The sequence below is a fragment of the Microbacterium sp. genome, from assembly GCF_047607225.1.
Classification (GTDB): domain Bacteria; phylum Actinomycetota; class Actinomycetes; order Actinomycetales; family Microbacteriaceae; genus Microbacterium.
This window is the reverse complement of record NZ_JASGDO010000013.1, coordinates 18473-31330: the sequence shown is the minus strand read 5'-3', so window position 1 is coordinate 31330 and position 12858 is coordinate 18473. Positions and strand designations below refer to the sequence as shown.

The following is a 12858-nucleotide window of genomic DNA, read 5'->3' as shown; positions in this document are numbered from 1 at the left end:
GGAACATGATCAAGTTGTTCCTTGCGATTCCCTTTCGATCGTTGTTGAATCGCTAATACGGCGAAGGGTCCCGATATGCGCAAGATCGTAGGAGTGGTCGTCATCACCGCGGCAGTCGGTGTCATCGTGGGAGTAGTTGCGGTCAACGGTGTTCCTGTCTCTGGTCCTGTTCCTGGCGCAACGGAAGGGCAGCCGTCGTCTACAGAGGTTTACGTCGCCTCCGTCGACGACCCGCCATCGTATGCAGACGTTTCGGCAGCAGACGGAGTTGTTCCTGGCACCCGTGGAGTCAACGACTCGGGTCGTAGCTATGGATACCTAGACGGCTCGGACATCCCGACTCCCGATCTGATTGAAGTGATCGCGACCAACGGCAAGATCGGTTACGTCTACTCCGCTGACATGAACGCAGCACTGTCGCCGCCCCCCGGCGCGAAGCCGGAGGATCTGGCTCAGAACCGATCCAATGGCGTGAAGGCGATACCCGTCTATCTCACCGACGGGATCACCCGGATCGGCGAGTTTCCCGTGGTGCCAGCCACGCGAGAGGAGCGCCGTGATGACTAGTGGGCCGAGCGGGTGGGAACGTCCTCGCTTGCAGAGTCGAGCTCTGATAGCCGGAGTACTTCTAGGTAGCTTCTCAGTTGGGGTCTTCGCGGGCGCCGCTGCTGCCACCACTTATTCCGACTGGCGGAGTTTTGGCGGCGGGTATCACGTTCGTGGATATACGACTAGCTCGGGAGGCGTGCCGATCGGCGGTGCGCATGTCGAAAGAACGAACGGGGCCAGTTCTGCCGCCGGCTACTTGGGTGCCGCGGCGTTGCTCTCCAAAGGAACGTCAGGTTGTGCCGTATCGAACACGGTATACAACTCCCGCGCGATCGTGCGGCTGGTCAAGTACATCCAGTACGACTGCGGAGCGGGAAACTACCGAACGCAAGGACTCGGTCGTGCTTATCAAGCGACCACCGGTGCTTACGCTGATGCTGGCTCCAACTTGTCTCCGTATTACTATGTTCCCTAGATCGTGGCGCGCCGCGCGGCCCGTTGGATGATCGCGTTCGATTGAGACCGAGGTGTTTCCACTCTTGTCGTGCGCGAAGTGACGGCCCTCTGCGCGCGGAGGGGGGCGGCTCGACGGACCGGAGCCGTAACTGGAGAATCGCCGAATTGGCGTGGATGGCCGCCTCGAACGCGAAGAGCCTCGGCGCGCCGATCCGTTTCACGAGGGTGCCCCCGAGAGCCGGGCCCGCGGTGGCGGCCACGGTCTCGCTCTGCCCGAGCCTCGCGTTCGCGGAGACGAGGAGCGGCCGCGGCACGATGTGCGGCAGGAACGGCTGCTCAGCCGAATGCGCGAAGAGCGTCAACACTCCGAGGGTGAGGATGACGGCGGCGAGAGACCAGAAGTCCAGACGCTCCAGCAGGAGCAGGACGGGGACGGTGGCGAGGACGAGCGCGCGCCCGATGCTCGTCAGCACGAGAGTGCGTTGCCGGTTCCAACGATCCATCAGGGCGCCGACGATCAAGCCGAGAAAGAGATAGGGCGCCACACTCAGACCGCTCAGGATCCCGATCTGGAAGGGCGTCGCCGCGACGACCGTGACGATGAGCACCTGGAACGCGACCCCCGCGATCGAGGTGCCGACGGCCCGGATCGTCGTCGCACTCCAGAAGAGCCGAAACGCGCGGAGGCGGAGCGCCTCTGATCGCCGCCCCTCTGTGAACGGATCGCTGCGCTCTGTCTCGTGCATGGGGGCCGGGGTGGGTCAGCGGCTGGTCGGCTCAGGAGACAGGGGCGACGTCGTATCGACTCGTGATCGCGACACGGTTGAACGCGTTCATCACGATCGTCAGCCAGGCGATCGCGGCGTGCTCGTCGGCAGACAGGACCTCACGCGCCGTCGCCTCATCGCCATCGGCGGCATGCGTGTCGGCGATGAGTGTCAGACTCTCGACCAATGCGAGAGCCGCCCGCTCCCGGTCGGAGAAGTAGGCCGTCTCGCGCCAGGCGGACAGGACGGCCAGCCGATCGGGCGTCTCCCCGCGGGTGAGGGCGTCGCGAGTGTGCAGTCGGAGACAGAATGCGCATCCGTTGATCTGCGACGTCCGGAGCTTCACCAACTCCACCAGCAGAGCGTCCAATCCAGCCGCCGCGGCGTTCTGCTCGGCCGCGGACGAGAGAGCGATCAGGGCCTTGTAGCTCGTGGGGTGCTGCGTGCCGAGGTTCACGCGGGTCTCGTGGGTCACGTCTCGAACCTGTGCCCTGCCGCGTTCGCGGCACCAAACGGTCCGGCGTAGCCGTCGAGGACTATCGCGTCAGGTGCGTCGGGGCACCGGCTCCGACCACGACCGCAAGACCGCGGAGACGTCCGCGGGCGCGGCGTCGACGGCCCGCGCATGGGCATCGGCGAACAGCTCGGCGAACTCGACGGGGCGGCCCGTCGCGGAGGAGGCGACGGCTCCTTCGACCATCGCCAGGCTCCAGATGTTCGCATGCACCTCTCCCGAGGGGGAAGCCCCGCCATCGAGGGCGGTCAGGAACTCGTTCAGGGCTCCGTCGAGTCCCTCGGCAGCGTCGGGGAGCGCCGCCGTCTGTGGCTCGTCGCTCCCCTGCACGCGCACGGTCGTCTCGCCGTCCCACGTCGCCGATCCGCCCGCCGCCGAGGCATGCCAGTCGCCGTTCCACGACGTCATCAGGCCGTCCGCGCACCAGCTCCCCGAGTACGAGAACCGAGCGCCCCCCGCGAAGCCGAACACGGCGTCAGCGGCCGCGTCGCCCCGGTACCAGCTCCACGGCGGAGAGAACTCTTCGCAGTACACCCGTATCGGTTCGTCGCCCAGGAGGAACCGTGCCTGATCGAAGGTGTGGATCGCCATGTCGCGCAGGAGCGGGCTGTCCATCTCGTCGCGAAAGCCGCCGAAGCGCGGGTTCTGGAAGAACCGCGCCGAGAGCTGGGCGGCACCGCCGTAGGGGCGGAGTGCGTCGCGAAAGGCGATGATGCCGCGTGAGAACCGCCGTGACTGGCTCGTGGCGATGAGGGTGCCGGTCAGCTCGCTCAGGGCGGTCAGCTCGAGCCCTTCCGTGAGCGTCTCGGTGAGCGGCTTCTCGCTCAGCACGGGCACGCCTGCCCGCAGGGCCGTGGAGCTGACGGCAAGATGCGCGGCGGGGATCGTGATGTTGAGGACGATGTCGGCGGATCCCCCTGCCAGGGCGTCGTCGAGCGAGGCGAAGACGGGCAGGTCCATCCCGCGTCGCCCCAGGGCATCGCGGGCGGCGTCGGGGCGGAGGTCGACGACGGCTGCCAGGCGCACATCGTCGCGGCGGGAGACCGTGTCGATCCAGGCCTCGCCCATGGGGCCCGCGCCGACGAGGACGACGTCTCTCATTCCTGGGGCTTCCCGTTCCACTCGCGCGGCGTCTCGTAGTCGCCCTCCTGATACATCGCGAGGCGCGGCAGTGTCCGTGGCTGGTCCTGATGCGCCCACCGGGCGGCGTTGGCCAAGACGCGCTGGATCGCGGCGTCGTGGTACACCGGGTAGTCCTGGTCGCCGGGCGAGAAGTAGAAGATCCGGCCGTGACCGCGGCGGTAGGTCATGCCCGAGCGGAACACCTCGCCACCGGAGAAGTTCGACACGAACACGAGCTCGTCGGGGGCCGGCACGTCGAACGGCTCGCCGTACATCTCCTGCGCCGAGATCACGAGCGGCTGGGGCACGCCGTCGGCGATCGGATGCGTCGGATCGATCGTCCACACCAGCTCCCGGTCCTGCGCCTGGCGCCAGCGCAGCGAGCACGTGGTGCCCATCAGCCGGATGAAGATCTTCGAGAAGTGGGCCGAGTGCAGCGGCACGAATCCCATACCCGCCAGCACGTGCCCGTGCACGCGGTCCACGACCTCATCGGCGACGGCGTCATGGCGGATGTGCCCCCACCAGAACAAGACGTCGGTCTGCGCCAGGCGCTCCTCCGTCAGACCGTGCTCGGGATCGTCGAGGGTCGCCGTCTCGACCACGGCGTCGTCGCCGAGCACTCGCCGCAGACCCGCGGCGATCGTGCCGTGCATCGTGTCGGGATAGATCAGCTGCGGCACCTCGTGGTGCTTCTCGTGGTGGTTCTCACCCCAGACGAGGATCCGGATCGGCATCAGCGAGCCCTCTCGAGGTCGGCGCGGCGGGAGGCGGAGGCGATCATCCCTTGAACGCTCCGTCCATGATGCCGGCCACCATACGCCGACCCACGAAGAAGAAGACGATCAGGAGCGGCAGTGTTGCCATGAACGAGCCGCCCATCGCGAGGGCCACGTCGACCAGGCGGTTGGCCTGCAGCTGCTTGAGCGCGATCTGCACCGTGAACAGCTCCTCCGACTTCAGGACGATGAAAGGCCACATGAAGTCGTTCCACACCGCGGTGAAGGTGATGAGCCCCAGCACGAAGGCTGCCGGCCGCACCACGGGGAACGCGATCCGCCAGAAGATCTGCCATGAGTTCGCCCCGTCGATCCGTGCCGCCTGGATGAGCTCGTCGGTCACGGTCGTGGCCATGTGCTGGCGCATCCAGAAGATGCCGAAGGCGCTCGCGAGCCCCGGGACGATGACCGCCTGGAGGGTGTCGACCCAGTCGAGCGACGAGATGATCAGGTACTGCGGGATCACCGACAGCTGCGCGGGCACGGTCATCGTCAGCAGCACGATCACGAAGAGCACGTCGCGGCCGGGGAAGTGCAGCTTGGCGAAGGCGAAGCCCGCGAGCGCGCACAGGATCGCGGTGACCACGGCGACCGTCGTGGAGACGTAGACGCTGATCAGGAGCGAGTTGATGAACGGCACGGTGTCGAACACCTTCGCCGCCACCTCGAAGAAGTTGCCGCCCGGCAGGAACTTGGGCGGGTAGGAGGTGACCGCCGTCGCCCCGATCGAGGCGATCACGAACATGTAGTACAGCGGGAAGACGCTGATGATGACCGCGATCCACAGCGCGAGGTACACGAGCCAGTGCACCCGCCCGGCGCGGCCGCGACTGCGGCGGGGGGTGCGGCCCTTTCCGCCCAGCGGCGGCGCGGCGGGAAGCCGGGTGGCGGTGTCGAGCGTGTCGGCCATCAGCGGTCTCCTCGCGTGCGGGTGGACAGGAAGAAGTTGATGAGTGCGGCGATCACGACGATGACGAAGAGGGCGACCCCGATCGCCGAGCCGTAGCCGAACTCGAACTGGCCGAAGCCCTGTTCGTAGAGGAACAGCGCGAGCGTCTGGCATTGCCGTGCCGCACCGCACGTGAGGCCGGTTTCGGGGGCCACGAGGAGCGGTTCGGTGAAGATCTGGAGCCCGCCGATCGTCGACATGATCACCGTGAAGATGATGATCGGTCGGAGCGAGGGGATCGTCAGGTGGATGAACTGCTGCCAGCCGGAGGCGCCGTCCACCGCTGCCGCCTCGTAGATCTCGCGCGGGATCGCCTGGAGTCCCGCCAGATACAGCAGGGTGTTGTAGCCGAACCACCGCCAGAAGACCATCGCCGAGATCACGGTCCAGGATCCGGTCTGGCTCGCGAGGAAGTTCACGGGATCTTGCCCGATCAGTTCGAGGAACCAGTTGACCAGGCCGAAGTTCTTGTCGAAGATCTGGCCGAACACGATCGCGGTCGCCGCCACCGAGGTGATGTAGGGCACGAGCAGCGCCATACGGAAGAAGTTCGCCAGCTTGAGGGTCGCGTGGTTGAGCAGGTGCGCGAGCAGGAGTGCCAGGGCGAGCTGGGGGATCGTGGAGAGCAGGAAGATCCCGAAGGTGTTGACGAACGCGTTCCAGAACCGGGGGTCCTGCAGGAGCCGCTCGAAGTTGGCGAGGCCGACGAAGGTCTGCTCCCCGATGGGGTTCCAGTCGAACAGTGCCACGTAGAACGTGAACAGCAGCGGGAACAGCCCGAAGACGAAGAAGATGACGAAGAAGGGGGCGACATACCCGTAGGGGGCCAGCCGCTCCAGGCGCGATTCCCGGATCCGCGTCGACGGCGGTCGCTTTCGACGCCCCTTCTGCACGGGGATCGCGGTCTGAGTGGCGGTCGAGGTCATGAGGCCCTCCGGGGTCGCAGGAGTGGTGGGGACTGGCGCGCGCCCGTCCCGACGGAAGGAGGAGGGGGCGGTCCGGCGAGCGGGCCGCCCCCTGGGGGCTCAGCCGCCCGCGACCGCCTGATCGGCGGCGTCGACGCCGGTCTGCCACGCGTCGGCGGGAGCGGTGTTGCCTGCTTCCATCGCGATGAGGGCGTTGAGGAAGGCGCCGCCGATCGCGCTCGTGTCCGGACCGTTGTAGAAGGAGCGGAAGTTCAGCACCGAGTCACTGATGACCCGTCCGATCGGGGAGTCGCCGAAGAACTCGTCGGTGTAGCCCTTGACCGCGTCGCTCTCCAGGGCCGCGTCGGCGGCGGGGAAGGTGCCGCTGCGCTCGAAGTGTTCGATCTGACCCTCGGGCGACTGCATCGTCTGGATGTACTGCCAAGCGCCGGCGGGGTTCTTCGCGCGAGCCGGGATCGCCAGGCAGCTGCCACCCCAGTTGCCGCCGATGCCGGGGAGGGAGGTCACCCGCCACTTCCCGGCGGTGTCGGGCGCGTCGTTCTTCAGGCCGCTGAGGATCCAGGAGGGGGCGGTCGTCACGGCGAAGGCGCCGTTGGCCTTGCCGGGGCCCCATCCGGTCGACCACGCGTCGATGTGCGCGCTGATGCCGGCCTCGTAGGCGTCGACGCCCACCTGGAACGCGTCCTTCACCTCGGGGTTGTCTGCGTAGATGGTCTTGCCGTCGGCGGAGTAGTACTTCTGGCTCACCTGGTTGACCGCGGCGAAGAAGATCGTCGTGCTGACGTTGTCGACGAACGGCTCGCCCGTGGCCTCGGTGTACTTCTCCCCGAGCGCGATGAAGTCGTCCCACGTGGACCACGCGGCGGCCACCTCGTCGGGGTCGGTGGGCAGGCCCGCCTTCTCGAACAGGTCGGCGCGGTAGGCGAGGCCGAGCCCGCCGACGTCGGTGGGGAGGCAGATGAAAGAACCGTCCTCCGCCGTCGAGGCGTCCACGGCCCAGTCGAGGTAGCCCTCGCCGAGGTCGTCGCCGCCGAGCGTGCGCAGGTCGATGAAGTTGCCGGGGTTGGCGACGAACTTCGGCAGGTCGTCGCCCTGGATGAGCACCAGGTCGGGGACCTTGCCGCCGGCCAGTGCCGCCGTCAGTGCGGTGGCGGTCTCGGTGGTGCTTCCCACCTCGCTGAGCTTGACCTTCGCGTCGGGCTTCTTCTCGAGGTACGCGTTGACGGCGTCCTTCTGCCCGATGCCGGTGAAGGACCAGAACTCGAACTGTGCGTTGGGGTCGCCGTCCTTCGGGGAACCGCCTCCGCCGCTGCAGGCGGTGAGGGTGAGGGCGACCACGCCCAGGGTGGCGACAGTGATGGCGGGCATGCGATATCTCACGACAATTCCTCTTCTCTGGGGAACTTGCGGGCGCCGCGCGTCGGTGCGGGCGCAGAGATCGTTCTCTCGTGCCCCGCAGATTAGCCAGGGCCCTGGGGGCAGACAAGAGAGTTGCGCGAAAAAAACCAGCGCGGTGAATCTGTGCAGGGGAGGGATGCCGCATGCCGCGAAACGACGCGTCTCGCGCTGAGGGATCGTTCTCTGAGGCGTGGTTAGACTGAGCCCGTCGTGAAGGAGCCACAGATGTCTCGACCAACGATCGTCGACGTTGCACGAGCCGCCGGAGTCTCGCGCGCCACCGCCGCGCGCGTCCTGTCGGGCGCCACCACCGTCGACCGGCGCATGGCCGAAGCGGTCGAGCGTGAGGCGTCGCGGCTGGGCTACGAGACCAATCACGCCGCGCGGATCCTCCGGGGCGGGCGTGCCGGGGCGATCGGCCTCGTGGTGGCCCTCAACGAGCTCGACAGTCTGCGGGGCACCTTCTTCACGGCGGTCCTCAAGGGGGCCGCGATGGGGCTCTCGGCCGGCGAGGTGCAGCCGGTCCTCCTTCCCGCCGAGACCGAGGACCATCGCCGCATCCCGCGATTCCTCCGCTCGGGGGCGGTCGACGGGGCCATCGTCATCCTGCAGCACGAGATCACGCACCTCGCGGCCGATCTGGCCGACTCTCCGGTGCCGATCGCGTGGGTCGGACAGCCCGGCGACGTGCTGGCCACGAACGCCTTCGTCGTCGACTCCGACAACCGCGGCGGCGGGGCGCTGGCGGCCCAGGCGCTTCTGCGTGCCGGACGTCGTCGGCTCGGCATCATCACCGGCCCGAGCGACATGCTCCCCGCCAATGAGCGCGCCCGAGGGTGGCATGACGAGCTCGCGGCCCAAGGGATCGCGGTCGGCGCGTCGGCGCACGGCGACTTCACGATGGACGGCGGCGCGGCCGCCATGGCCCGACTCCTGCAGCGCGACCCACACCTCGACGGCGTCTTCGCCTCGTCGGATCTCATGGCAGCGGGCGCCTTGCCGGTGCTGGAGGCGGCGGGTCGCCGGGTGCCGACCGATGTGGCGCTCATCGGCTACGACGACGTGCTGATCGCCGCGACCTCCGACCCGCCCTTGACCACGGTCCGCCAGCCCCTGGAAGAGATGGGGCGAGCCGCTGCGGAGGCGGTGCTCGCCGCCACCCGCGGAGAGGAAGCACCACGCGTGCAGATCCTGCCCACGAGCCTCGTGACCCGTGAATCGCTGTAGCGCCGGGAGCGACCGATGACCGCTCGCACGCGTTTCGTCAGCACGGGCGTGGCCGGCGACTGGGAGCACGGGCTCGTCGTGGGCACCGGGACGGTCGGCGGCGTGCTCTTCGGGGATCCCTCCCGCCACCGCCTGCAGTTGTGCCACGAGGAGTTCTTCGTGCCGCGGAGCGCCCTGCGCCCCGCCCCGCGCTTCGATTCCGTGATCGGCGCCCTCCGCGACGCGCTCGTGGCGGCACGATACGACGAGGCGGATGCCCTCTTCGACGACGCCGTCCGTCGCGACGGGGACGCGGGGCTGGTGTGGACCGACCCGTTTCTTCCCCTCGGGGGCCTCACCTGGACACCCGAACCCGAGGCCGAGCCCGAGCCTGCGGAGCGCGATTATCGGCGGTCCGGCGACTTCCGTTCGGGGCGCATCGAGGTGTCGTGGCGGCAGGGTGCCGGTCGCGCCGGCGTCGCCGTCGTGCCCGACCGGGAGGGCGGCACGCTGCGGGTCGAGCTCTGGGCCGATGGCGGCGGCGCAGGGCTCCTCGCACTCGACGGCCCGGATGCCTCGTCAGCGGGCGACTCCGCCGATGAGCACTCCCCGGCGCATGTCGATCGCGGCGACGCCGTGCGGGCAGACGCGCCGGAGATCGCGCCGGGCTCGCTTCGACTGCGGGTGGCGCCCACCCTCGACCCGCAGGTGCCGCGCAGCCGCTGGGCGGCGACGGGCGGGGCGATCTCGGCGACGGTCGAGGGTGACGTCGTCACAGAGATGCGAGCCTCCGGCCTCCGCGTCGCGCTCCCGCCGGGGGAGCGCGTGCGCGTGCGCGTCGAGGTGGCGGTCACGACCGGCGCGTCGCCGATGCGACCGCGCGTACACGCGCCGCACGCGGAACTGTTCGACCGCAGCCGGTTCGACCTGCGTGCGGGGGTCTCCGAAGACCTCCCGCTGGAGGATCTGTTCCGACAGGCGCGGGCCGGAGACGAAGCGGCGCGACGCGGAACGGTCGAGCTCGCCTTCGCCGCGGGGAGGCACGCGATCATCTCCGCGTCCGGGGCGCTGCCGCCGACCCTCGTCGGCCTCTGGCAGGGGAGCAGCAGGCCCGCGTGGTCGGCCGACTACACGCAGAACGGCAACGTCCAGCACGGCGCCATCGCCTCCCTCGTGGCCGGCGGCACGCCCGAGCTCATCCGCGCCTACTTCGACGCGCTCGCGCGCCATCGCCACGACTACGCCGCCAACGCCGCGCGGGTCTTCGGTGCGCCGGGGTGGCTCCTCCCGGCGCGGTTCTCCACACACGGCCACGCCAACCACCTGATCCCGGCCTTTCCGCACCCGTTCTGGATCGGCGCCGGCGGATGGGCGCTTCGTCTCGCGTGGGATTACCTCATCACGACGGGCGATCTCGCCTTCGCGCGGACGGAGGCCTGGCCCCTCGCGGTGCAGGCGATGGCGTTCTACGACGCGACGGCGATGCCGGCCGCGAGCGGCAGGAGGCTCGTCCCGTCGTACTCGCCCGAGAACACCCCCGCGGGTCGCGATCATCCGCTGTCACTCGACGCCACGATGGACGTCGCGATCGTCCGCGATGCCGCCCGCCTCACCGAGCGGCTCGCCGACCTCCTCGGGATCGACGACACCGAGACGCGCGATCGTTGCCGACGCCTGCGCGACGAGCTTCCGCCGTACCGCGTCGCGGCCGACGGCACCTTCGCCGAGTGGCTCGCTCCCGGCGAGGAGGAGAACCTGGCCCACCGTCACGTGTCGCAGCTGTACCCCTTCTGGTACGAACCGGACGAGGCCGCCGAGACGCTCCCCATGCGCGCCGCCGCGGTGGAGACGATCCGCCGCAAGCTCGCGTGGCGCGCATCCCGCCCCTTCGCGCCGCCCGAAGGCAACCTCGAGATGGTGTTCGGCTACGTCGGCCTCGGATTGGCCGCGGCCCGGTTGGGTGAGGCGGAGCTGGCCCGGGAGTGCGTGGAGCGCATGGCCGTCGACCACTGGCGACCCAACGCGGTGTCCACTCACGATGCGGATGCGATCTTCAACGTCGACGCCTGCGGAGGGCTGCCCGCGGTCGTCATTGAGATGCTCGTGCAGTCTCAGCCCGGCGAGGTGCATCTGCTTCCGGCGGTGCCCGCCGCGTGGCACGCGGGCGCGATCGAGGGAATCCGCTGCCGCGGCGGCGTGGTGGTCGAGCGGTTGGAATGGGAGGGCGGCTCCCTGCGGGCGCGGTTGCGGTTGGCGCCGGGCACCGAGGCCACCCGTCCGGGCGACCGCGTGCGTGTCCGCGCGTTCGGGACCGACCAGGTGGCGCTCCTCGGCGACGAACCGGTCGACGTCTTCCGTCGAGGGGAGACAGGATCGTGAAGAGCGACATCGAGGTGGGAGGTCCGCGGACGGGGGCGTCGCGGCCCGCTTCGGCTGTGGGCGTCGCTGTCAGGGGGTCGGTCGTTCGCGAATCAACCAAGCGACCACCGAGGCGGCGATCGTGTCCGACTCCTGGAGAAAGGGGTCGGCTGAGTGAGGGATCGCGCCTTGATTGACACCCCACTGCGCTGATCGAGCGAGGTGGCCGGCAACCCACCACGGTGGTGCGGCGGATTCCGTCACGGCGACTCGGTGGTCGACTGGATTCACCTTGATGCCCGCCTCGTCAGGGGACGCTGCGCTCTCGATCAACCCGCCACGCAGGAGTTGCCGGAGCAGCCCGCTACCGGATCGCGTGACGGAGCCGAATGCCTGCCGGGCCTCCAACAGTTGCCGGGCGTGAACGCCGGCTCCGTTGACGGGTGATGTCGCGCGGAACCCGTCCGGTGCGGTCGAGTACTCTGCAGCCGGGCCGAGGAGTGTGACTCGACCCTCACGCCGCCACCGTGCGAGCAACGCCTGGCGTCCGGCGGGCGGGCCACTCGTGAGGCGTCCGGCAGGCTGGAGGAAGTGGGCGCGGAGAAGCTCAGCGCCGGCAGACGAGAACGCGCCGGCGCGGATCAGCCTCAGTATTCGCGGCCGGATCTCGAGCACGGCGCGCCTGACCGCTGCCCAGGGACTCGTCTGCGGGCTTTCGATCGTGATCGCCTCCTGCGCGAAGAATCGGTCCAGAGCGTCGGTGAAACTCTCACCTCGACGCTGGCGAGGCGCGGCCACGTCGGCCCAATCGAAGGGCCCGGCCACGGAGGCGGCCAGCGGGGCCGAGTATCGCTCGTACTCGTCGCGAAGGTCCGCGTGCACCGCGCGCCAGACGGCGGCCGCGTCCGCACTGCCACTGCCCGCGTGGCGGTCGAGAAGACGGGCGACAGCGGCCGTGGTCACCCGGGTCGGGTCGACCTCGGGACCTGGTCCGTCCGGCTGGGCCCGCTTGGGGAGCCCGTGTCCGGATCCGGCGACCAGCCCTGTCGGGCCCCCACCGGGCCCATCGACCTCGAGGAGTCCGAGCAGATCGAAGAACGTCGCACCCAGACCACGGACGAGAACCGGAGTATGGAAGTCGACGTCTTCCAGAACCGATAGCTCCATCGGTCCAGGAGGACGATAGACCCCGCCGACCGCGGCCGCATGAGCAGCGAGGGCAGTCACCGCCTCGTCGTCGACGTCATCGACGAAGCCCATCGAGAAGATGACCGCGTCCGAATGGAGGATGCTGCCGTCGCTGAGCGTGAGACCCGTCGGCTCGCCGGCGTTCATGTGTTCCACCGTCGCCCTGCGCGTGACGACCTGAAGGGTATCCCGGTGACGGCGGATCACTTCGTCCAGGGCCCACGAGTAGTACGCGCCCTGGAGCGCTCGCGCGGGTTTGGTCCACGGTTGCGTGCCTGCAGCCTCTGCGCGCACTCGCGGATCGACACTCGCCGACCCCATCGTCCCGCACCATTCGTACAGGCTCGGACCTCCGTCGATGGGGGCAGCGCTCGTGATCGTCGCGTCGCAGAACACCGTGGTCTCGGACGCGCTCGTGTTGTTCAGCAGCACCCGTGGCTGCGACGTGTTCCACACCCGTCCGGCGCCGGCCGGGTAGGGGTCGACGAGAGTGACCCGGATCCGGACGGACCCCCGTGCGGCATGGGCTCCGAGGCGGTCTACGAGTGTGATCGCGCGGGGTCCGGCGCCGATGAGCACGATGTGAGGATCGACACATGCCTCCTCCGTCACCTGTCCATCTTCGGGATGACGCCGGGGCTGCTGC

11 protein-coding genes are annotated in these 12858 nt (G+C 69.0%); 3 read left to right on the top strand and 8 right to left on the bottom strand.

Annotated features, from left to right (window positions below):
- The first annotated feature begins 75 nt into the window (after nucleotides 1-75).
- The gene (locus QM591_RS01650) at nucleotides 76-567 is read left to right on the top strand and encodes a hypothetical protein (protein WP_415128939.1); all 492 of its coding nucleotides are present in this window, start codon (nucleotides 76-78) and stop codon (nucleotides 565-567) included.
- A gap of 326 nt (nucleotides 568-893) precedes the next feature.
- Here the strand turns inward: QM591_RS01650 and QM591_RS01645 are convergent, their stop codons facing one another.
- From QM591_RS01645 to QM591_RS01615, 7 genes are all read right to left on the bottom strand, one after another.
- Entirely contained in the window at nucleotides 894-1751 is an 858-nt protein-coding gene (locus tag QM591_RS01645; RefSeq protein WP_415128937.1) for an MFS transporter, read from the bottom strand.
- A gap of 31 nt (nucleotides 1752-1782) precedes the next feature.
- Complete coding sequence (locus QM591_RS01640; protein ID WP_415128935.1) at nucleotides 1783-2247, bottom strand: carboxymuconolactone decarboxylase family protein; 465 nt, start codon at nucleotides 2245-2247, stop codon at nucleotides 1783-1785.
- Nucleotides 2248-2316: 69 nt separating this feature from the next.
- On the bottom strand, nucleotides 2317-3387 hold the full coding sequence (locus tag QM591_RS01635; protein ID WP_415128933.1) for a Gfo/Idh/MocA family protein: 1071 nt from the start codon (nucleotides 3385-3387) through the stop codon (nucleotides 2317-2319).
- Nucleotides 3384-4145, bottom strand: coding sequence for a ThuA domain-containing protein (locus QM591_RS01630; RefSeq protein ID WP_415128930.1), 762 nt, complete (start codon nucleotides 4143-4145; stop codon nucleotides 3384-3386). The genes QM591_RS01635 and QM591_RS01630 overlap by 4 nt, the downstream gene beginning before the upstream one ends.
- Before the next feature lie 43 nt (nucleotides 4146-4188).
- Nucleotides 4189-5097: a carbohydrate ABC transporter permease gene (locus tag QM591_RS01625; protein WP_082829273.1), complete on the bottom strand. Its 909-nt coding sequence runs from the start codon at nucleotides 5095-5097 to the stop codon at nucleotides 4189-4191.
- Nucleotides 5097-6062 (bottom strand): carbohydrate ABC transporter permease, encoded by a 966-nt coding sequence (locus QM591_RS01620; protein ID WP_067166185.1) that lies wholly within the window; start codon nucleotides 6060-6062, stop codon nucleotides 5097-5099. Before QM591_RS01620 ends, QM591_RS01625 begins: the two co-directional genes overlap by 1 nt.
- A gap of 99 nt (nucleotides 6063-6161) precedes the next feature.
- Nucleotides 6162-7430: an ABC transporter substrate-binding protein gene (locus tag QM591_RS01615; protein WP_415128927.1), complete on the bottom strand. Its 1269-nt coding sequence runs from the start codon at nucleotides 7428-7430 to the stop codon at nucleotides 6162-6164.
- A gap of 255 nt (nucleotides 7431-7685) precedes the next feature.
- On the opposite strand from QM591_RS01615, the gene QM591_RS01610 reads away from it, so the two are divergent.
- Nucleotides 7686-8687, top strand: coding sequence for a LacI family DNA-binding transcriptional regulator (locus QM591_RS01610; RefSeq protein WP_415128925.1), 1002 nt, complete (start codon nucleotides 7686-7688; stop codon nucleotides 8685-8687).
- Between the two features lie 15 nt (nucleotides 8688-8702).
- A complete protein-coding gene (locus QM591_RS01605; RefSeq protein ID WP_415128923.1) occupies nucleotides 8703-11045 on the top strand; it encodes a glycosyl hydrolase family 95 catalytic domain-containing protein in 2343 nt (780 codons plus the stop codon).
- Between the two features lie 69 nt (nucleotides 11046-11114).
- Here QM591_RS01605 and QM591_RS01600 read toward each other — a convergent pair whose 3' ends face one another.
- On the bottom strand, nucleotides 11115-12824 hold the full coding sequence (locus QM591_RS01600; RefSeq protein ID WP_415128921.1) for an FAD/NAD(P)-binding protein: 1710 nt from the start codon (nucleotides 12822-12824) through the stop codon (nucleotides 11115-11117).
- Between the last annotated feature and the right edge of the window lie 34 nt (nucleotides 12825-12858).